The sequence below is a fragment of the Blautia aquisgranensis genome (genome assembly GCF_040096615.1).
In the GTDB taxonomy this organism is placed as follows: Bacteria; Bacillota; Clostridia; order Lachnospirales; family Lachnospiraceae; genus Blautia_A; species Blautia_A aquisgranensis.
In genome coordinates, this window is record NZ_JBBMEJ010000002.1 from 223,561 (window position 1) to 245,341 (window position 21,781).

The 21,781-nt window shown below is 45.7% G+C and carries 19 protein-coding genes, 1 riboswitch and 1 other annotated feature; of the genes, 17 read left to right on the forward strand and 2 right to left on the reverse strand.

From position 1 onward, the window contains the following. Positions 1-80: 80 nt before the first annotated feature. From WMO28_RS02965 to WMO28_RS03015, 11 genes are all read left to right on the forward strand, one after another. Positions 81-1,361, forward strand: a complete 1,281-nt coding sequence (locus WMO28_RS02965; protein WP_349056005.1) for a 2-hydroxyacyl-CoA dehydratase subunit D — start codon at positions 81-83, stop codon at positions 1,359-1,361. Then, on the forward strand, positions 1,358-3,055 hold the full coding sequence (locus WMO28_RS02970) for an acyl-CoA dehydratase activase (RefSeq protein ID WP_349056007.1): 1,698 nt from the start codon (positions 1,358-1,360) through the stop codon (positions 3,053-3,055). Before WMO28_RS02965 ends, WMO28_RS02970 begins: the two co-directional genes overlap by 4 nt. Positions 3,056-3,191: 136 nt before the next feature. After that, a complete protein-coding gene (gene arfA / locus WMO28_RS02975; RefSeq protein ID WP_349056008.1) occupies positions 3,192-4,697 on the forward strand; it encodes an arabinosylfuranosidase ArfA in 1,506 nt (501 codons plus the stop codon). 67 nt (positions 4,698-4,764) lie between these two features. Further along, the gene (locus tag WMO28_RS02980) at positions 4,765-5,754 is read left to right on the forward strand and encodes an aldo/keto reductase (RefSeq protein ID WP_349056009.1); all 990 of its coding nucleotides are present in this window, start codon (positions 4,765-4,767) and stop codon (positions 5,752-5,754) included. A gap of 50 nt (positions 5,755-5,804) precedes the next feature. Beyond that, positions 5,805-5,907, forward strand: a riboswitch (TPP riboswitch). Positions 5,908-5,964: 57 nt separating this feature from the next. Then, entirely contained in the window at positions 5,965-6,105 is a 141-nt protein-coding gene (locus tag WMO28_RS02985) for a hypothetical protein (protein WP_178643277.1), read from the forward strand. A gap of 143 nt (positions 6,106-6,248) precedes the next feature. Further along, on the forward strand, positions 6,249-6,803 hold the full coding sequence (gene thiW, locus WMO28_RS02990; protein ID WP_015526323.1) for an energy coupling factor transporter S component ThiW: 555 nt from the start codon (positions 6,249-6,251) through the stop codon (positions 6,801-6,803). Continuing rightward, a complete protein-coding gene (gene thiM / locus WMO28_RS02995; protein WP_349056010.1) occupies positions 6,766-7,668 on the forward strand; it encodes a hydroxyethylthiazole kinase in 903 nt (300 codons plus the stop codon). Before thiW ends, thiM begins: the two co-directional genes overlap by 38 nt. A gap of 16 nt (positions 7,669-7,684) precedes the next feature. Then, positions 7,685-8,326 (forward strand): thiamine phosphate synthase, encoded by a 642-nt coding sequence (gene thiE / locus WMO28_RS03000; RefSeq protein WP_349056011.1) that lies wholly within the window; start codon positions 7,685-7,687, stop codon positions 8,324-8,326. Between the two features lie 146 nt (positions 8,327-8,472). Next, a complete protein-coding gene (locus tag WMO28_RS03005) occupies positions 8,473-11,868 on the forward strand; it encodes an SNF2-related protein (RefSeq protein ID WP_349056013.1) in 3,396 nt (1,131 codons plus the stop codon). 17 nt (positions 11,869-11,885) lie between these two features. Continuing rightward, positions 11,886-12,026 carry a hypothetical protein gene (locus WMO28_RS03010; RefSeq protein WP_349056014.1) on the forward strand — a complete coding sequence of 47 codons (141 nt, stop codon included), beginning with the start codon at positions 11,886-11,888 and terminating at the stop codon, positions 12,024-12,026. Further along, positions 12,010-12,498, forward strand: coding sequence for a hypothetical protein (locus WMO28_RS03015; protein WP_349056015.1), 489 nt, complete (start codon positions 12,010-12,012; stop codon positions 12,496-12,498). The genes WMO28_RS03010 and WMO28_RS03015 overlap by 17 nt, the downstream gene beginning before the upstream one ends. Before the next feature lie 76 nt (positions 12,499-12,574). Here the strand turns inward: WMO28_RS03015 and WMO28_RS03020 are convergent, their stop codons facing one another. Next, entirely contained in the window at positions 12,575-13,948 is a 1,374-nt protein-coding gene (locus WMO28_RS03020; protein ID WP_110103604.1) for a sodium-dependent transporter, read from the reverse strand. Between the two features lie 385 nt (positions 13,949-14,333). Between WMO28_RS03020 and WMO28_RS03025 the strand changes: the two genes are divergently transcribed. Continuing rightward, the gene (locus tag WMO28_RS03025) at positions 14,334-14,585 is read left to right on the forward strand and encodes a kinase (protein WP_349056016.1); all 252 of its coding nucleotides are present in this window, start codon (positions 14,334-14,336) and stop codon (positions 14,583-14,585) included. Positions 14,586-14,590: 5 nt separating this feature from the next. Here the strand turns inward: WMO28_RS03025 and WMO28_RS03030 are convergent, their stop codons facing one another. Beyond that, a complete protein-coding gene (locus WMO28_RS03030) occupies positions 14,591-15,727 on the reverse strand; it encodes an FAD:protein FMN transferase (RefSeq protein WP_349056017.1) in 1,137 nt (378 codons plus the stop codon). Positions 15,728-15,931: 204 nt separating this feature from the next. Between WMO28_RS03030 and WMO28_RS03035 the strand changes: the two genes are divergently transcribed. The 5 genes from WMO28_RS03035 to WMO28_RS03055 all read left to right on the forward strand — a co-directional run bounded on the left by WMO28_RS03035 (position 15,932) and on the right by WMO28_RS03055 (position 21,597). Next, positions 15,932-16,810 carry a Cof-type HAD-IIB family hydrolase gene (locus WMO28_RS03035; RefSeq protein ID WP_349056018.1) on the forward strand — a complete coding sequence of 293 codons (879 nt, stop codon included), beginning with the start codon at positions 15,932-15,934 and terminating at the stop codon, positions 16,808-16,810. Between the two features lie 156 nt (positions 16,811-16,966). Then, the gene (gene upp / locus WMO28_RS03040) at positions 16,967-17,596 is read left to right on the forward strand and encodes a uracil phosphoribosyltransferase (protein WP_349056071.1); all 630 of its coding nucleotides are present in this window, start codon (positions 16,967-16,969) and stop codon (positions 17,594-17,596) included. Between the two features lie 51 nt (positions 17,597-17,647). After that, positions 17,648-17,783 (forward strand) — a sequence feature (ribosomal protein L10 leader region). 51 nt (positions 17,784-17,834) lie between these two features. Then, entirely contained in the window at positions 17,835-18,344 is a 510-nt protein-coding gene (gene rplJ, locus WMO28_RS03045) for a 50S ribosomal protein L10 (protein WP_118512722.1), read from the forward strand. Between the two features lie 75 nt (positions 18,345-18,419). Beyond that, positions 18,420-18,794, forward strand: a complete 375-nt coding sequence (gene rplL, locus WMO28_RS03050) for a 50S ribosomal protein L7/L12 (RefSeq protein WP_015526302.1) — start codon at positions 18,420-18,422, stop codon at positions 18,792-18,794. Between the two features lie 148 nt (positions 18,795-18,942). Then, complete coding sequence (locus WMO28_RS03055) at positions 18,943-21,597, forward strand: right-handed parallel beta-helix repeat-containing protein (protein WP_349056019.1); 2,655 nt, start codon at positions 18,943-18,945, stop codon at positions 21,595-21,597. Positions 21,598-21,781 lie beyond the last annotated feature (184 nt).

Sequence of the window (21,781 nt, forward strand, 5' to 3'; positions counted from 1 at the left end):
ATTTTGTCTGAGACAAAATTTCGGGTAAGTGCCTGACAGACTTATAATAGATTTTTTGACTTGACGGAGGGTGTGACAGATTGGATATTATAAAGAAATTCGGGGATATGGTGGGAGAGGAATCCATCAGGAATCCGGAAAAAGCACGAAAACTTCTTCTCACTGGCTACCGGCTTCAGGAAAAACGTCTGCAGCTTTTTCCTGACAGGAAGCTACCGGCTTCAGGACAGTATGTAGCCCGTGTAGTTATGCAGAATATTATCAAAGCCCTTGCAAAACCGGACGATACCGCTCTGGTGAGCATTTTTGTACCGGGAGAGCTTCTGACAGCAGCAGGGATCACTCCCTATTCCGTGGAGGCGATGTCCTGCTTTATCGCAGGAACCAGATGTGAGCAGGCATTTCTGGCACAGACGGAATCAGAGGGATTTCCGGAAACCATGTGCTCTTATCACAGGGTCTTTCTGGGAGCGTCCATGGCAGGACTGGTACCGAAGCCCAAATGTACCATCTACACGAACCTCGCCTGCGACGGAAACATGATGACGTTTCCTTATCTGAAACAGAAATATCAGATCCCGGGCTTTTATATTGACGTACCCTATGAAAAAAATCAGGACTCCATCAGCTATGTTGCAGATCAGCTCCGCGAGATGAAGAAATTCCTGGAGGATGTAGGCGGGAAAAAAATCTCCGAGCAGTCGGTACAGCGTGCAGTTGCCAACAGCAATGAAGCGGCCTCCTATTACAGCCGCCAGCTTGCCCTCAGAAAGGATCACGATCCGGTGACTTCCCTGACAAATGAGCTGTATGCAATCTTCATGTGCCACCTTCTTGCGGGCTCAGAGGAATCTCTGAAATATACAAAAATGCTCCTTGAGGATGTGAAGAAGGCACCAAAGGGGGAAGGACTTCATATTTTGTGGATGCATATGATGCCGTTTTTGCAGGATCCGGTAAAGGATGTATTTAATTACAGTCAGAACGTGCATATCAGTGCCTGTGATTTTGTTGCAGACGGTTTTCAGCGGATGCAGGCCTCGGATCCTTATGAGGCTCTTGCGGAAAAAATGGTCAATTGCATTTACAACGGAAGTGTGAAGCAGAGGATCCGGCGTGCCCGGGAGCTGGCGGACCTTACAGCGACGGACGGCGGGATCCTTTTTGCACACTGGGGCTGCAAGGGAACCATCGGAGCTTCCAGCCTGATCAAAAATTCTCTGGAAAATGCAGGACTTCCAACCATGGTCCTGGACGGTGACGGCTGCAACCCGGCCAATTCCAGTGACGGCCAGGTATCCACACGACTTCAGGCATATCTGGAAATGCTGTCAGAAGGTAAGGAGGAAAAACGGTCATGATACATTACGTCTGTAAATATACACCGCTGGAGTTGTTTAAGGGCTTTGGCGAGGAATGTGCGGTTCTTGAGGAAATGCCGGAGAATTTTGAGCTTTCGGACCAGATCGCACACGCCAATCTCTGCGGCTTCGGAAAATCCGTGATCCAGGCAGTGCTGGAGGGAAAGGTAGAGCAGCTTGTTCTTGTTAACTGCTGTGATTCCATGCGCCGTGTGTACGACATTGTGGAAAGTACCGGTAAATGTAAATTTCTGTATATGCTGGACATGCCTCATGAGGATAACGACTGTGAAAAGGTGAAGCTTGCCCAGGGTATCCACCGTCTTAAGAAAGCTTATGAGAAATTTTCGGGGAAAACCTTCGATAAAAGTGGATTTCTGAACGCTTTTTCCCATGAAGATGTGGATAACCAGCCATACATTGGCGTTCTGGGTGTCCGTGTCAGCGGTATCCTGGAAAAAATGATCCGGGATAATATCCGCATGGATGTGGAAAACCTGACCTGTACAGGCGGAAGACGTCTTGCAGTGATCCGTGAGGAACTGGAAAAAATGGAAGACGATGCCATGTTCCTGGCTTATGCGGATGCACTTCTTTCCCAGATGCCCTGTTTCCGTATGAATAACAGCACCAGAAGAAACCGGCTGTATCTGGATCCGAATCTGAAGGGTATTATTTATCATACCATCAAGTTCTGTGATTATTATGGTTTTGAATATGCAAGTATCAAGAGAGATATCAAGGTTCCGCTTCTGAAGATCGAGACAGATTTTACAAGCCAGAGTGCAGGACAGCTTATTACCAGAGTGCAGGCTTTTGCGGAGACCCTGGAAGGCTCTGAGGATATGGACCCATCAAAAGGAATCAGCGAGGAGATAAGAAAAAAAATGGAATCAGGAGTTTATTATGTGGCAGGGATCGACAGCGGTTCCACAAGTACGGATGTTGTGATCCTGGATAAAGACGGAAAGATTAAATCGACCATGATCATTCCCACAGGTGGCGGCGCTATGATGAGTGCAGAGAAGAGCCTGGAGATGGCCGTGGAAAAAGCAGGGATCAGGAAAGAAGATATCGTGCGTATCGTTACTACCGGATATGGACGTGCCTATATTGACAGTGGTGATGACAGTATCACAGAGATCACCTGTCACGCAAAGGGTGCCCATTATCTGAATCCCAATGTGCGTACAGTTATTGATATCGGTGGTCAGGATATCAAGGCTATCAGCATTGATGACAACGGTGCAGTAAAGAACTTTCTTATGAATGATAAATGTGCGGCGGGAACCGGACGTTTCCTGGAAATGATGGCCCGTACACTGGGACTTTCTCTTGAGGAGATGAGCACAAAGGGCCTGGAATGGAAAGAGAACGTGGTGATCTCAAGCATGTGCACCGTTTTTGCGGAGTCTGAGGTAGTTTCTCTGGTTGCACAGAATAAGGATGTGGCAGATATCATTCATGGCCTTAACATGTCGGTTGCTTCCAAGGTTGGTGCCCTTGCTGCCCGCCTTGGCAAAAAAAATCCGGGCGAATATATGATGACCGGTGGTGTTGCCAGAAATAAAGGTATCATCCAGGCACTGGAGGAGAAGCTGGGTGCGAAGCTTTATATCTGTGATGAAGCACAGCTTTGTGGTGCATTGGGTGCGGCACTGTTTGCTTATGAGAAGTGTAATGCGGCACTGTGATCAGAAGTGTGGAAATTTTTTGAAAAATCATTATATTTCCTGAGAAAAGAAATGACATAAGCCTGATGGAATGATAGAATGATAGACAGAATGGTAGTTTCCTGAATGATAATTCTATCACAGGAGGGTTTTTACAATGAAAAAAGCGCAGATCATCGTGGACAAATATTTCCTCGCCGGAAAAACAGACAAAAGGATCTTTGGTTCCTTTATAGAACATCTCGGACGTGCGGTTTATGAGGGCATTTATCAGGAAGGCAGTCCCCTTTCTGATGAGCAGGGCTTCCGTAAGGATACCCTGGAGCTGGTAAGGGAGCTTCAGGTTCCTATTGTCCGTTATCCGGGCGGAAATTTTGTATCCGGATTCCGCTGGGAGGATAGTGTCGGGCCGAAAGCTCAGCGTCCGTCCAGACCGGAGCTGGCCTGGGGCGTGATCGAGACCAATCAGTTTGGTCTCAATGAGTTTGTGGACTGGTCAAAAAAAGCCGGCAGTGATGTGATGATGGCGGTGAACCTGGGAACAAGAGGACCGGAGGATGCGAAAAATCTTCTGGAATACTGTAACTTTAAGGGTGGTACCTATTACAGTGATCTCCGTAAGGCTCACGGCTATCAACAGCCGCATGATATTAAATTATGGTGTCTCGGAAACGAGATGGACGGCCCGTGGCAGATGGGGCATAAAACCGCGGCAGAGTACGGAAGAGTTGCAGCAGAGACTGCCCGCCTGATGAAATTTATGGATCCGGAGGTTGAGACTGTTGCATGTGGAAGCTCCAATCTGGAAATGCCTACCTTCGGTTCCTGGGAGTATACGGTTCTTGACGAGGCTTACGATCAGGTGGATTATCTTTCACTTCACCAGTACTATGGAAATGCAGCGGGAGACACTGCAGATTTCCTGGCAAGCTCCAAGGGCATGGATGATTTTATTTCAGGTGTGGTTTCTATCTGCGATGCTGTAAAAGCAAAGAAGCATGGAAAAAAACAGATCGATCTTTCTTTCGATGAGTGGAACGTATGGTATCACAGTAATGAACAGGATAAGAAGCTGGAAAAATGGGTACAGGCACCACATCAGCTGGAGGATGTTTATAACTTTGAGGATGCACTTCTTGTAGGAAGCATGCTGATCACACTTCTCCGTCATGCAGACCGTGTAAAGATTGCCTGCATGGCACAGCTGGTAAATGTTATCGCACCGATCATGACCTCTGATACAGGTGCATGGCGTCAGACGATTTTTTATCCATATATGCTGACAAGTGTTTATGGAAGAGGAACGGTACTGAATACACAGGTTCTCACACCGGTATACGAGAGCAGAACTTATGGTGAGGCTCCGTATCTGGATTCCGTTTGCGTCTGGGATGAGGAAAAGGATACACTGACGATCTTTGCAGTGAATAAGAGTCTGGATGAGGATATGGAAGTTTCCTGTGACTTGAGACAGTTTGAGGGATATAAGATTGTAGAGCATATCGTGCTGAATAACGATAATCTTCAGGCAGTCAATACAGAGACGCAGCCAGAGAATGTAGTTCCTGTAAAAGCCAGTGCAGAATGCTCAAAGCTGGACGGCGGAAAACTGGAAGCAGTTTTTGAAAAACACAGCTGGAATATGATCCGTCTTGCGAAATAAGGGTCAGTGAAGTATAGTAAAAGCAGTTACAGAAAATGTAAATCATGCTACATTATGGGAGGTTTTTATGTACACACCTGCAAAGAAACGATACGAAACCATGGAGTATAACCGCTGCGGTGAAAGCGGTCTGATGCTTCCGAAGGTGTCTCTTGGATTATGGCATAATTTCGGAGATACTTCTGATTATGAAAACATGAAGCAGCTGTGTTTCACGGCTTTTGACAATGGTATCACACAGTTTGACCTTGCCAATAATTACGGACCTGCATACGGAAGTGCAGAGCGGAATTTCGGCAAGATCCTGGAAGAGGAACTGATGCCTTACCGTGATGAAATGATCATCACAACTAAGGCAGGCTATGATATGTGGGAGGGTCCTTATGGAAACTGGGGCAGTCGCAAGTATCTTCTGGCGAGCCTTGACCAGAGCCTGAAGCGCATGGGTCTGGAATATGTGGATATTTTTTACCATCACAGAATGGATCCTGAGACTCCGCTTGAGGAGACTATGGGGGCGCTGGCAACAGCGGTTCAGCAGGGTAAGGCTCTCTATGTGGGACTTTCCAATTATGATGGAAAAACCTTAAGCCAGGCAGCAGCGATCCTGAAGGAGCTGAAATGCCCCTTTGTGATCAACCAGAACCGTTATTCTATTTTTGACAGAACTGTGGAAAAAAACGGTCTCAAGAGAACCACCGGCATTTTGAAAAAAGGCCTGATCACCTTCAGCCCTCTTGCTCAGGGACAGCTGACAGACCGTTACCTGAACGGAATCCCGGAGGACAGCCGTATTCGTAAAGACGGAAGATTCCTTAAGGAAAGTGTGCTGACGCCGGAGCGTCTGGATCAGATCCGGCGACTGAACGATCTGGCAGCCCAGCGTGGAGAGAAGCTGGCTGATATGGCACTTAGCTGGCTGCTTCAGCATAAGGAAGTTACCAGCGTGCTCATCGGAGCTTCCAAGCCGCAGCAGATCCTTGATAATGTGAAGGCGATCCACTGTGCACCGTTTACAGCTGAGGAGCTGCGTCTGATCGACGAGATTTCGAAATAAGAGAAGTTTGACAACGGGATAGGTGTGTGCTATATTGAAAAACAGAAAAGAAAAGAGCCAGCGGGAGCTTGTGTGACAGGCTGAGAGGAAGATAGATCTTCGACCGTACCTGATTTGGGTAATGCCAACGGAGGGATTGTGATATAAGAGCGTGTCTCCGTGGAGTTTGCCATGGGATGCGCTCTTTTTCGATGCAGGGATGGAACTGGGATGATCCGGCAATGTGTTGCGGATATGAAGGTGACAGAGATTGCATGTGGAGCTTCTGCGGCGAGCGGGCAGGAAGGGGAGCGCCTTAATGTCTGGCAGGAGAGTGATATTCCGGAGGATTTTTCCGGAAGGATCATGTAAGCGATGGGAATCCGTGTTTTCGGAGTGAGAGGAAGTAAGGGAACTTCGACCGCCAAAAGTTATTGGCAGACTGCCGTAGCCGGGATATTTTTGCCTGGGCTCCGACAGGGCTCTGCCTGATATTTCAGGGAGGAAAAAACACTATGGAAAAACAAAGGATGCACACGCTTCGTATGGTAATGCTGGCAATGATGGTTGCGATCGGTGTCGTTATTTCACCGATTCTGAGGATTGAGGGAATGTGCCCCACGGCGCATCTTGTCAATATCGTATGCTCGGTTCTGATGGGACCGTGGTACTCACTTCTCTGCGCGACCATGATCGGCGTGATCCGTATGATGTTTATGGGAATCCCGCCACTTGCACTGACAGGTGCAGTATTTGGCGCGTTTCTTTCAGGTGTGTTCTACAGACTTTCCAAAGGTAAGATCATCTGTGCGGTGATCGGTGAGATCTTTGGAACAGGTATCATCGGGTCCATGGTTTCTTATCCGGTGATGGCATTCCTGATGGGAAGAGGCGGACTGACAGCATTTTATTATACGCCGATGTTCCTTGCAGCAACCACAATGGGAGGATGTGTTGCCTATATTTTCCTGAAGGCTCTGAGTAAAGCAGGCCTTCTGGTGAAATTCCAGGCAGCTTTGGGTTCAAAAACATATGAGACAAAGAATTTTACAACTGCGAAAGCGAATTAAAGAAGAAAAGCCTCTGATCCATTGCATCACCAATCCGATCTCGATCCATGACTGTGCCAACGTGGTCCTTGCAGTAGGTGCAAGGCCGATCATGGCGGAGCATCCGGCAGAGGTGACAGATATTACGGCATCGGCCGGTGCGCTGATGCTGAATCTCGGGAATATTACCGATGCCAGGATCGAGTCAATGAAGCGTTCTATGAAAACAGCGATGGAAAATAAGATTCCGGTTCTGCTGGACCTGGTAGGGGTTGCCTGCAGTGATCTCAGGCTGGATCTGGCACGGGAGCTTTTAAGGATCGGTCATCCGGCAGTGCTGAAAGGAAATATGTCAGAGCTTCTGGCTGTTTCCGGGCTGCCGTCCCATGCGATCGGGATCGATGCGGGTGTAGAGGATGCCCTGACTGAGGAAAATATCGATGGAGTCAGTGAGGTGCTTAAGGCTTTTTCAAGGAGTAATCAGGCAATCGTGCTGGCTACCGGGAAACAGGATTTTGTTACAGATGGTGAACGGATTGTTCTGGTACAAAATGGCAGTGCGGCGCTATCCGGGATCACAGGAACCGGCTGTATGGTCGGTGCACTGACTGCGGCGTTTTTGCCGGGGTGCGAAGATAATATTGCGAAAGAGATGACGGACAGTATAGAGACAGGTGTCTGGTCTGTTGGTGAGATGGGATTAAATGGGAGATCCGGAAATTATCTGGCTGCGGCAGTTCTTGGTACTGCACTTATGGGTATCGCCGGTGAGGAGGCAAAGAAGATTTCCCGCGGTCCGGGAAGCTTTCAGGCAAATCTGCTGGATGAGATCTATGGGCTTTCGGATCGGCAGCTGCTGGATTTGCTGAAGATTGAAATGTACTGAAAAAGAGGGGATCAGGATGGATAGAAAAGATTTGGATGTAACGTTGTATCTGGTGACGGATAGCTCTTATCATACGGAGGAGTCTTTGCTCCGTACGGTTGAGGAGGCCTGTAAGGGTGGTGTGACTCTGGTTCAGCTTCGTGAGAAGAATAAGGGTGGACGTGAGTATCTGGATAAGGCTTTTAAGGTGAAGGAGATCACAGATCGTTATCAGGTGCCGCTGATCATTGATGATCGTGTGGATGTGGCACTGGCCTGTGATGCTGCCGGTGTGCATGTTGGGGCTTCTGATATTCCGGTTGCTGTGGCAAGGAAGCTGATGGGACCGGATAAGATCGTGGGAGCTACTGCCAAGACGGTGGAGGCTGCTGTGAAGGCTTATGAGGATGGTGCGGATTATCTTGGTGTGGGGGCGATTTATCCTACTACTACTAAGGTTGTGACGATCCTTACCAAGGTTTCTACATTGAAGGATATCTGTGAGGCGGTTCCGATTCCGGCGGTTGCGATCGGGGGATTGAATGCCGGGAATATGGATGTGCTTGAGGGCGCAGGCATGAGTGGTATGGCGGTTGTTTCTGCGATCATGAAGGCAGAGGATCCAGAGAAGAATGCGCGGGAGCTGAAGGAGAAGATTGTTGCTTTGATGGGAAAGTAATTCACGAAATGGGTGAAGAATGGTGGTGGATTACACCACCGGCAGATCAGGAATGAGATATCAATGAGTACTAAAAGGAGACTTGCCACAGTGCAGGTCTCCTTTTATAATGGAAGAAATGTGATAAGAAAAGAAGGGAAAGATACATGCTTAAACGAACAGCCATCCGGGCACTTTGTAATACAACGGCATATCAGAGAGGCCTTGATATTTACCGTACCGGAAAGAGAATCCAGTCTTTGGATATTAAGTCTGAAGGAGCTGTGGATAAGATATCCGCAGCGGTGAAGGGAAGTGGGCGTAATGTATACAATACAGGCTTTCAGTATGATACAGAAGCGGATCGCATAAAAAAAGTATATTGTGACTGCCCGGCATTTCGCAGCTATTCAGGGATCTGTAAGCATTGCGTTGCAGTGCTTCTGGAGTATGGAGACCGTAAGGCTTATGAGCGTGTGGAAGTCCGTAAACAACAGGATGAAGATCAGAAACTGGCAGGGATATTTAGCGGAACAGAATTTCCGGCTGCTGTATCCGGATCTGGGCAGCCTGCAACGAAAACCACCGTTGAGTTAAAAAGTATTCTTAATCGTCAGATGTACAGCCGTATGCTCCCATTTTCCGGGGATCCGTATTTTGGCAGGGTGGAGCTGGAAACCTGTCTGAAATTCAATTCTGTGGGAAATTGCTTTACTGTGGAATTCCGCATTGGCTGTGAGAAAAAATATATCCTTAAGGATGTGCTGGCCTTTGTGTGGAACCTGGATCATAATGAGAAGGTTTCTTATGGGAAAAATCTGGAATTTATCCATTCAGATGAAGCCTTTTCGGAGAAATCCAGAGGCGTGCTGTCATTTATCCGGGAATGGGTTGAAAATCATCACGGCACTTACATGGCCAGGTATGAACAGCTGAAAAAAATAACTACAGAGGTAAAGGTGAGGGATCTTACCGTTGACAGAAAAGAACTTGAAGATCTGCTTCTTATACTTGGTGAAAATAGTTTCAAGTTTAAAATGAACAATGATCCGGAAACAACATGGCATGCTGTCAGAGAAATTCCGGACAGAATACTGACGATACGGAAGAAAGATCAGGGATTATCTCTGGAAATCCCACCTGTATACAGTGTAACAGGCATACGGTATCATATGTATTTTGATAATGCGAAGGTATATCTGGTTTCCAGGCAGGAGCTTGGGGTAGTGGAGGAATTTGCCACCTGTCTGGAGCGGCTTCCGGCAGGCAGAGGCTTTATTGATGAGCCGGATATGTCTGCGTTTGTGAGAGAAATGCTTCCTTCCCTGGAAAAATTTTTCCACTGTGATCTCAGGGATTTCCCGGAAAAAACAGGTCTTGAATGCTATAAGGCTGCATATGAGATCTATCTGGATGCACCGGAGCGTGACTGGATTACCTGTAAGGCGTTTTCTGTTTACGGGAAGGATAAATTTTCGGTTTTTGACAGAGATGTGTCTGCCTGCACCAGGGATATTCCCGGGGAGATGGGCGTATTTGTGCTGTTGTCGAAGTATTTTAACGGATATGATGCACAGAGGATGGAGCTGGCATTGGATTGCCGTACCGGGGAATATGAAAATTTAAACGGAGAAGACGCGTCTGTGAATATGGACAGCTCCGAAGAAAAACTCTACCAGCTCCTCAAAGAGGGCATCCCTGCCATGCAGAAAATCGGGACAGTCTACATTTCCCAGGCAATCAGGCAGATGCGTGTAATGAAAATGCCCGGAATCCGTCTTGGTGTGTCTCTTTCAGCCGGACTTCTGAACCTGGATCTGGATGTGGAGGGGATGGATCAGGCGCAGCTTTTTGATATCCTTTCCAGGTACGACCGCAGAAAAAAATATTTCCGTCTGAAGGATGGCAGCTTTTTGGATATTTCCGATGGTCAGCTCCGGGAATTTTCTGTTCTGAAGGATGGAATGCAGATCAGTGACAGTGAACTGAAAAAAGGAAAGACTCAGGTTCCGGCTTACCGTGCCATGTATCTGGACAGTCAGCTGAAGAGAGGCGATCTGATCAAGGTAGAGAAGGATAATACCTTCCGTGCGTTGATCCGGAACATGCAGACAATGGAGGAACATAAATTTCAGATTCCCAGGGAGCAGGAAAAAATCCTTCGGGGCTATCAGAAAGAGGGCTTTTACTGGATCAAAACCCTGAAGCATAATCAGTTTGGAGGGATCCTGGCAGATGATATGGGACTTGGAAAAACTCTCCAGGTGATTGCGTTTCTCTGGTCGGAATTTCAGGAGTCCAGACCAGGAGAAAACAGACGTGCGCTTGTGGTAACGCCTGCTTCGCTTGTGTTTAACTGGATGAGCGAGATCGAACGTTTTGCTCCGGGACTTCCGGCTACCGTTGTCGCCGGTGATGTGAAGGAACGGAAGAATCTGATCAGAAATGCGGGAGGACGGGAAGTTCTGATCACTTCCTATGACCTTCTGAAACGGGATCTGAAGGCGTACCAGAAGCTGGATTTTGCTGTGCAGATCATTGATGAGGCTCAGTATATCAAGAATCACGGGACACAGGCCGCGAAAGCTGTGAAGGAGGTACGGTCGGAATTTCGTCTGGCGCTGACTGGAACACCGGTGGAGAACAGGCTGAGTGAGCTGTGGAGTATTTTTGATTTTCTGATGCCGGGTTTCCTTTATTCTTACGAAAAATTTCGTAAGGAAATCGAGCTTCCGGCTGTGCAGTACAGCAATTCGGATGCAATGCAACGCCTGCAGAAAATGATCCGGCCTTTTGTGCTGCGGAGATTGAAGAGGGATGTGCTGAAGGATCTTCCGGATAAGCTTGAAAAAGATATGTTTTCTCCGCTGGAAAGCGAGCAGAAGGAGCTGTATGAGGCTCATACGGAACGGCTCCGGCTAATGCTGGGAATGCAGTCCGATGCGGAATTCCGTACCTCCAAGCTGCAGATCCTTGCGGAGATCACAAGGCTGCGGCAGATCTGCTGTTATCCGGGACTGGTATATGAAGGATACAAAGGGAATTCTTCCAAGCTGGAGATGTGCATGGAGCTGGTTCAGAATGCGGTGAACGGCGGACATAAGATCCTGCTTTTTTCCCAGTTTACCACCATGCTGGATGTGCTGGCTGTTCGTCTGAAAAAAGCAAAGGTTTCTTTTTATATGCTGACGGGGGCTACTTCCAAGGAAAAACGTGCGCAGATGGTACAGGCATTTAATGAAGACGATACTTCTGTTTTCTGCATTTCATTGAAAGCAGGAGGAACAGGCTTAAATCTTACTGCGGCAGATATCGTGATCCATTATGATCCCTGGTGGAATCTTGCCGTGCAGAACCAGGCCACAGACCGAGCCCATCGCATTGGCCAGAAGAATGTTGTCAGTGTTTACCGGCTTTTTATGAAAGACACCATAGAAGAACGCATTCGCGCTTTACAGGAAATGAAACGGGAACTGGCTGACGAGATCTTAAGCGGAGAGGGAATCGGACAGGCTTTGATCAGCAGAGAGGAAGTACTGGAGCTGCTTGGAAAGCGAGAATAGTAATGGAAGGAGAACAGATGACAAACTGGAAAGAAAAGGCAAAAGAATGGAATGAAAAATATGATGATATGTTTGATGAATTTCCGACTACAGAAGCGGAAGCATTTTATAAAAAAGTAGAAAAGTGCAGGAAGAAATCCCATGATAAAAAGAATTAGTATTTTAATTTTATGCTGTATAATATTTATCAGCGGATGTAATATGACAGGTCGGGACGATCAGAAGATCAAAAAACTGGATCCTGAAAAATTAAATTCGGAAACAACAGATATTAATGACCGTGCAGATTATTATGAGAAATATGTCACGGAGCCCAGTGACCATATGGATGAAGAGGAGCGTTCCAAATACCGTGTAACTCTTCATATGGTTTATGAAAACGCGGAACAGTACCAGCAGGATATGATCATATTTCTGCGTAATGATAATGTGGTTCAAGGTTCAATGGATGTAGGTGAGCCGGACATCGGATTGCTGCCGGGAGTTTTTCGGGTGATTTGCATGATGCTGGAGGGACATGACGCAAACCTGGGAGAAATCGAGATCCTGGAACCTGGAATGGAGTATACCCTCACTATTGATTATGGTCAGAAAAAAGCGATACTGTCGGATTATAAAAAAAGCAAATAAGTATCGTCTGATTTATAAAAAATCCCCTGTGTGAATGCAGAACATGAAATATCTGCTATTCGCACAGGGGAATCTTTTATGCAAAAAACTTGTCGTACAGACCAAAGAAGAAGATAAACAGAATGATCAGCGGCAGGATATAAGTGATGTATCCGCGCATCCATTTCCGGATCTTCATGCCTTTTCCGGTGTTGGCTTCTTCTGTGAAGTTTTCCCAGCCCCAGCCCCGTTTGGAAACACAGAAAAGCAGATATACAAGAGAACCAAGCGGGAGCAGAATGTTGCTTACCAGAAAATCTTCAAGGTCGAGAATTGCGCCGCCGAATACCTTGAGCCAGTCCCAGGACCATACATTGTATCCAAGTACGCATGGCAGAGACAGAAGGATGATGGCGATGGCATTTACAAGACTGGATTTTTTTCGACTCCAGCCGGTAAGCTCCATACCGCAGGAAATAATATTTTCAAATACAGCCAGGATGGTAGAGAAAGCTGCAAATGACATAAAGATGAAGAACAGGCTTCCCCACAGTCTTCCAAGCGGAATGTGGTTGAAAATATTCGGCAGTGTGATGAAGATCAGGCTCGGTCCGGAAGTCTGGTCAACATTGAATGTGAAACATGCCGGGAAAATAATAAGTCCGGAGGTGATCGCAACAAAAGTATCCAGAAGCGCAATATTCATGGATTCACCAAGCAGTGCATGATCTTTTCCGATGTAGCTTCCGAAGATAGCCATAGCACCGATACCAAGGCTGAGAGTAAAGAATGCCTGGTTCATAGCACCGGTAATGGTAGAAATAATACCGATCTCTTTCATGCGCTCGAAATCCGGGATCAGGTAGAATTTCAGTCCTTCTTTGGCACCATCCATGGTAAAACTGTTGATGGCAAGAACAACCATGATCACAAGAAGAGAGATCATCATAACCTTGGTAACTTTTTCAAGGCCGTTCTGAAGACCGCGGGAGCAGACAAAAACACCTGCAATAACAACAACGATCATCCAGAATCCCATAGTAACGGGCTGGCCAAGCATGTTGGTAAACTGTCCTGCAACACCGTCGGAATCAAGTCCCTGGAATTTACCGGTGGCTGTCATATAGAAGTAATTTAGCATCCAGCCTGTAACAGTGGTGTAAAACATCATCAGGAGATAACATCCGATCAGAGTGATATATCCATGGATGTGCCATTTTTGTCCTGGTTTTTCCAGTGCGTAATATGCTTTGACAGGACTCTTCTGGCTGGCACGTCCAACAGAAAACTCCATAGTCATAACAGGAAGTCCAAGAAGGGCCAGGAAGATCAGGTAAAACAGTACGAATGTGCCGCCACCGCCCTGTCCGGCCATGTAAGGGAATTTCCAGACGTTTCCGATTCCGATGGCACAGCCAGCAGAAATCAGAATGAATCCCAGACGGGATCCAAGTTTTTCTCTTTCTTTCATAACTCACCTCATATAAATATGTATAGATTAGAGCGTGTTTGAAAAATCATTCCTGCCTTACAGAAAGCTTTTTTCAAACATGTTCTGGCAGTCGGTAATTTTAAGGAGTCTGACATACCGGTATTATTCGGCAGAAAAATTACTTCATGGCAGCAGGGCTTACCGATTTGCTCCCCCATAACTGTCGCTGAGTTTCTTTCAAGTAATACGCTAAAGTCACGAAGCTTATTCTACCATATTTCATGATTCTGCACAATAAAAATAACTTGCCCCGCGCCCTTTTCTTGTGGAAAAAAATGCTTCGTGGTATACTGAAATACAGACTGGCAGATCAGGATATCTGCCAGAAATACACGGAGAATTTTTCCGGAAAGGATCGTGGAGCATGCGTTTACAGAAAGTACAGGATGCCCTGAATAAGAAAAACATTAAATTCGAATACACAGAGGAAGACGGCTGCGGAAGCCTGGATTTCATGTTCCGTGGACTGAAGTTCCATGTATGGGAATATGAGGATAATGGCTGGGGAGCCGAGACGAACATCTATGCGGCAGGAAGAAGTGAGGATATTGACGGGGATTATGAGAAAAAGATCTCCGCAGAGATCCTTTCCTGGCCGGATATGATAAACAACTGAATATTTCAGGATTCCACATCAGTAACCCTGATCTCATCCCGGAATCCGTCAGTATAATGCAGTTCATAATCTTCTGTGATAAAAACAGCCTGTACGCCTTTTTTCTCTGCAAATTTCAGTCCCTTATCCAGACCGAGTGCGAAACAGGTAGTGCTTAAGGCATCGCCGTCCACAGACTGGTCGGAGATGATCGTCACAGAGATCAGGCCATTGTCATATGGATAACCGGTTTTGGGGTTCAGGATATGATGATATAATTTTCCGTTCTGCTTAAAGCACCTCTCATAAATTCCGGAGGATACAACGGATTTTCCGGTGATATCCATAACAGCCTCTGTTTCATTGCGGTCTGCAAAAGGCTTCTGGATGCCTACCTTGAAGGGAGTGCCGTCAGGCTTTGAGCCGATGCAGAGGACATTGCCGCCAAGGTTGATGATGGCACTGTTTACGCCTTTTTTTACCAGAAAATCCTTCAGGCGGTCTGCGATATAGCCTTTGGCAATGGCGCCTACATCGAACTGAATGTCATCAGAGGGAAGTGTGATATCCTGCTTGTCAATGGTGACGCCGTCGGAGCTGCACAGTGGAAGGGCGTTTTGGATATCTGCATCATCCGGCACTTTCGGATCCTCTGCGGTGAAATCCCAGAGAGAGGTTAAAGGCGCAATGACGATGTCAAAGGCACCGTCGGATTCCCTGGTGATATCGAGCCCTTCGGAAAGCAGAGAGGCAAGGTCCTCGGATATATGCCAAGTGTCTGCTGTGCCGCTGACCGGATATGGAGTAGTTTGCCCAACGGCATTGGAATCTTCATCAGATGTATCTTTGCGGTGATTTAATTTATAAAGCTCGCTGTTCTCGTTTGTCCGGCTGAAGATCAGCTCATATTTATCGCACAGTGCCAGACAGTCATCCAGGAGAGCTTTATCCTGGGAATCGTAAATGGTGATCTGTACGGCGGTGTTCAATTTGATACTGCTGATACTGATGGGTTCATTTTCGTTGTTGAAGCTATCTGTATCAGTGATATTTCCACAGCCTGTGAAAAGAAGCATTGGACAGACAAGAACTGTGCACAATATTAAATAGAAGAAACGGGGATGCGAGTGGCTTCTTTTGGAATGAAAAAAATAAGTTAACATAATATTCTCCTGCTTTTTGAGTGACTGGCTTAACTGAAGATTTATTATATCATGTATTTTCGAAATCAGAAAGGCATATGCTTGCTGCAAAAATTATTGTATTTTGCAATAATATAAGATATAATTTCTCCGAAAAAAGAACATAGATAATGGGGATCAGAATGATTGACCGGAATTTTTACAGATAAAAGGAGATTTTTTTTCATGATAAAAGTAATTGCCAGTGATATGGATGGTACACTTCTTGGGGATGACCACAGGATCGCACCGGAAACCCTTGCAGCGATCAGGCGTGCCTGCGATGCAGGAATCCGTTTTATGGTTGCCACCGGCCGGAATTTTCCCGGCGCCATGGAGGAACTGAAGGGAACGGAGCTGACCTGTGATTATGTGGTGAGCAGCGGTGCGGAAGTACGGAATCCGCAGCAGGAGGTCGTAAAGAGTACACCGATCTCTATTGAGCTGTGTGAGGAGGTCTACAATACGGCAAAAAAATACCCGGTATCTGTGGCATTTTTTACGGATCGCTATGATTACCGTATTGGAACAAAGAAAGAAATTGAAGCTGGGATTATTCAGCAGATCCGTCTTTTCAATATGGACATAGATACCAGCGAGGAGATTGTCCGGAAATCACCCCAGTACCGCAGGATCGCCGGAAACACGAAAGGGATTTCCGATATCCGTTCTCTGGAGAGCAGCGGTGCTCCGGTATATAAGATTTTCATTTTTGCGGCAGATGTGGAGCAATTGGAGAAACTCAGTGATGAGCTGAAAGAAAATCCAGCCGTTGCAGTGGCTTCTTCCTTTATATATAATCAGGAGATCACAGCAGTAGAGGCACAGAAAGGCCCGGTGCTGAAAGAATATATTGAGTCTCTGGGCTATACCATGGATGAGGTGATGGTTCTTGGTGACAGCCTTAATGATTATTCCATGATCTCCATGGATTTCGGAGCAACTGTTGCAATGGAAAATGCAGCTCCGGAGATCAAAAGGGCAGCAAAATACATCACAAAGAGCAACAATGAGTTTGGCGTGGCCTATGCCATTGATCAGGTTCTGGAACGCCAGGGAAAATAGTTTTCCCCCTTTTGAAAAAGTGTCATATATATTATAATGTAGAAAGATGAATACAGAAAAGCGAAAGGCTTGCGTTCCGGTGTATGAAGCAGAGTGGAATGAGAAGTTTCGCTTTATAAAAAACACAGACAAAGAGAGGGAATCACGATGGAAAAAATGGAAAATGTTTATATTATGGATCACCCGCTGATCAAACACAAAATTTCAATGCTCCGTGATAAAAATACAGGAACAAATGAATTCCGTAAGCTGGTAGAGGAGATCGGTATCCTGATGGGATATGAAGCACTCCGCGACCTTCCTACAGAAGAAGTAGAAGTAGAGACACCGATCGAGGTATGCAAGACACCGATGATCTCAGGTAAGAAGCTGGCGATCATTCCGGTACTTCGTGCAGGCCTTGGAATGGTGAACAGCATCCTGACATTAGTGCCATCTGCAAAGGTGGGACATGTAGGTTTGTATCGTGATCCGGTGACACATGAGCCACACGAGTACTACTGCAAGCTTCCGGAGTCTATTGATGAGCGTATTGCAGTGATCGTTGACCCGATGCTGGCAACCGGCGGTTCCGGTGAGGCTGCCATTGATTTCGTCAAAAAGCAGGGCGGCAAGAACATCAAGTTCATGTGCATCATTGCAGCACCGGAAGGTCTGAAACGTCTCCACGAAGCACATCCGGATGTGCAGATCTACTGCGGTTCCCTTGACAGAGAGCTGAATGAGAACGCTTATATCTGCCCGGGACTTGGTGATGCAGGGGACAGAATTTTCGGAACAAAATAAAAAATTAAAAAACAACAAAAAATACTTGACACACCCGGCACTGTTATGGTATTGTACCTAAGAACGCTGCCGAAGACAGTAGGTGCCGTAAGGCATAAGGATTAAAACGCCTACCGAGGTCCAAGTATTCTGAGTTAAGATTACACAAGACCTTATTGCGAAGCAGTAAGGTCTTTTTTAAACAGATTGACTTATTGCGACGGCGGTATACAAAATCTATAAGGAGGTGTACCATTTCATGGCAAAAGTAGAACTGAAACAACCAATCGTAGAAGAGATCTCCAACAGCATTAAGAACGCTGAGTCTGTTGTACTTGTAAACTACAGCGGTCTTACAGTTGAGCAGGATACAATTCTTCGTAAAGAGTTAAGAGAAGCTGGTGTTCAGTACAAGGTATACAAGAATACCATGATGCGTCGTGCATTCGAGGGTACAGCATTTGAGAGCCTCAGTGATCATTTACATGGCACAAATGCGATCGCTATCTCCGAGACAGACGCAACTGCTCCGGCAAGAATCCTTGCTAAATATGCAAAACAGTTCCCGGCACTGGAGCTGATCGCAGGTGTAGTTGAAGGTAACTACAATGATCAGGCCGGAATTCAGGCACTGTCCACAATTCCTTCAAGAGAGGAACTTCTTGGAAAACTGCTTGGAAGCATGCAGTCTCCGATCGCAAACTTCGCTCGTGTGCTTAATCAGATCGCAGAGCAGAATGGCGGAGCTGACGCAGCAGCTGCTGAGTAATCCCAGCAACGTGCAATTGGCGGCATAACGACCGCATGATTATTAATTAAAATTTATAAATGGAGGGAAATTAAAATGGCAAAATTAACAACAGAAGAATTTATTGCAGCAATCAAAGAATTATCTGTATTAGAGTTAAATGACCTTGTAAAAGCTTGTGAGGAAGAGTTCGGCGTTTCCGCAGCAGCAGGTGTTGTTGTAGCAGCAGCAGGTGCAGCAGGCGAGGCAGCTGAGGAGAAAGATGAGTTTGACGTAGAGCTTACAGAGGTTGGCGCTAACAAAGTTAAAGTTATCAAAGTTGTTCGTGAGGTTACAGGTCTTGGACTTAAAGAGGCTAAAGCTATCGTTGATGGTGCTCCGAAGGTTGTTAAAGAGGGCGCTTCCAAAGCTGAGGCTGAGGACATCAAAACTAAACTTGAGGCTGAGGGAGCTAAGGTTACACTTAAATAATCCAATCAGAATAAGAGTTTTTGAGGCTGTTGTGCCTGTCGGTTTTGCCGACGGCGCAGCAGCTTTTTTTATTTTATAACTTTATAATATGCCTTGCTTTTTGCAGATGAATGGATAATAATAAAACAAAGAAAGGAGAAGTCAGGATATGAACAAAAAAATTGCTGCAGGTCTTTTGGCTGCGATACTGGGTGTGACTGGAATTTCGATGCCGGCAGCTGTAGAGGGAGCAAGTGCAAACAGTACCCATTCATTGATAGATCCTTTGGATGCGATCAGGATTCAGAATGCGTCTGAAAAACAACAGGAGAATATTGAAGAGGAAGAAAATATGCCGGCGGAAGAACCGGATCCGCTGGTATTCGATAACAGTGGAGCAGTGGTTCCCGCATCTGCGGCCACCTGGACAGAAAACTCTGAAAATCAGGAAGAAACAGGAGTGCAGTCTGTCGGAGAAGCTGTAACACAGGACGAAGAGGACGTTTTCTCGGACGGCAATGAAAATGAGGCAGTGGACGGATTAGACTCATCCTGGACAGAAACTTCAAATAAAGACGGTGAACCGGAAGAAGTTGAGTTTGAAGATGAAGCTTCAGCGGGAAACGTATCCGGAACAGAAGAAAATCCTGATAATGAGAATGATTTATTGACAAGTCAGTCAGATGAGGTTGAAGAGCTTCAGCCGGAAGAGAATAAAAATGCTTCGGCAGATGAAAATACAGTGCAGGAACTGACGCAGGAGCCGGAACAGGAATCAGGAACATCTGCACAGCAGGAATTACCTCGGGAGGATTTTTCTGCAGGAGAAACAGAAAACTTTTCGGACGGAAGTGCCGCAGAAGGAAAACAGGGAAAATATCAGACGGTGACGTTGAAAATAAAAAACGGGCAGGATATTACCGCACCTTTAAATACTCTGTTTTTGGAACTGAAAGATAAAGCTACTGATGAGACGCCATATAAGATTATTGTTCCACCGGGCAGCTATAAACTGACAGGAACTTTGTGCATGTACAGCAATATGTACTTATATGCACAGGGAGCCACGATTACAAAAACTTCTGTAAATAAACACATTTTGCTCCGTCTGGGAAATACTCTGGAATCGGAAGGAGGATATGCAGGTTACCGGAATGTTGTTATCGAAGGCGGAACCTGGAATTTTAATTATCAGGTGGTTGAGAATAAAGACGAACCTGGTGGATTTGTCGGATTTTGCATTGGTCATGCCAGTAACGTTACCATTAAAAATGCTACATTTCTTAATAATCTGAAATCCCATTTTCTGGAATTTGGCGGTGTAAAGAATGCCAGAGTAACAGGATGTACATTTCGGGGATATTATAAGAATTACGTAAATGGCGGACAGGAATGTATTCAGATTGACTGCTGTACGGATGAGGGGAATGTTTTTCCTCAATATCAGCCTTATGATGGAAGTACATGTGAAGATTTTGTTATAAACGGAAATACATTTCAGGATGTTTTTGCGGGAGTAGGAACACACAGTATGATGTCCGGAAAAACCTACAAGCGGATTTCGGTCACAAACAATGTTTTCCGTGATGTAAAGAAACGCTGCATAGAATTTCTTAATTATGAAGATTCTGTGGCAGAAAATAATGTTATGGTCAATGTTGGAACAGGGGTGGACGTTTCTGCTGCAAATCTGAAAAATACACATAAGACTTCAGGCTATAATGGGGGTCCGGATACAAAAATGAATCGTGGCATTCGTGTAACCGGAAACAGTATCAATCTTTCAAAAACTACCAGTATTGGTGGCTACAGCTGGGTATGCTGTGGTATCAAAATAGCGGGCTGTTACAATATGAACACATCTGCGGGAATAATCCCGAAGGGAATTTACGCTGTAAAGGGAATCACAGTAAAAAACAATCAGATATCCGGGTATGGCAATGGAATTCGAATGACCCGTGCGGAGCTGGGCGTTTTGTGTAATAATCAGGTAAGAGTAAAAAAGACGACAGCTTTTTCAAACTTCGGGATCAGCACGGAGGATTCCAGAGGGACAACCATTCAGAAAAATAAGGTTTCGGGATCTGCCAATGTAGGAATTTATATTTATGACGGAGTATTCGGAAAAGGCTCCGGAAGAAAGAACAGTATCAGTGGAAACATGGTTTCGTCAGTGGACGGAGACGGGATTTACCTTCAGACTATAGCTGCATCTTCGACAGCGGAAAAAAATACGGTAAAAGCAACAGGCGGTTCCGGAATTCGTGTGAGATCAGGAAAAAATGTCAGCGTTTTCAGTAATTCGGTTTCGTCTAATAAAAATCACGGTATTAAGATTGAATATACAACCGGAGGAATACGGGCAAAAAGTAACAGGACTTTTTCCAATGGAAAAAGTGGTATTCTTGTCTGGAAATCAAAGGCAACGGAGATTACGGGAAACAGGGCTGAGAAAAATAAGGGAAATGGTATTTATGCTTATTCTTCAGTTATTCAGGCCATGAAAACCAATACTTTCATCGGCAATGCCGGGACACAGGCTATATATGCAAAAAACTGCAAAGGCTTTACCAGTGTCAACCGTCCATCCTGCAAAACGATTACAACCCGCAGTACGATTATCTGGGGAAGTGCATCAGGAAATAAAAGTGTAACAGCTTATGCACAGAGATCCGGAAAGCTTACAAGACTGAATGTGGCATCCGTGGACAAAAAGAAACAGTTTGCGATTAAAATAAAGAAGCAGAAAAAGAAAACCGTCATCAGGATTGTATCAAAAGATAAATATGGAAACACTGTATCTGTCAGCTATACAGTGAAATAAATAAAGGCTTCTGTTCCACGTATCGTTTATATAAAAGGAACAGAAGCTTTTTTTGAAAAAATGTAAAAAAAATCAAAAAAAGTGCTTGACACACTTTTTTTCTTATGTTAAAGTGGAGGATGCTATATTATGGCTAGATATGCCTGCCTAAAGGTCAGGCGGGATCATGTTGTAATAAATAATA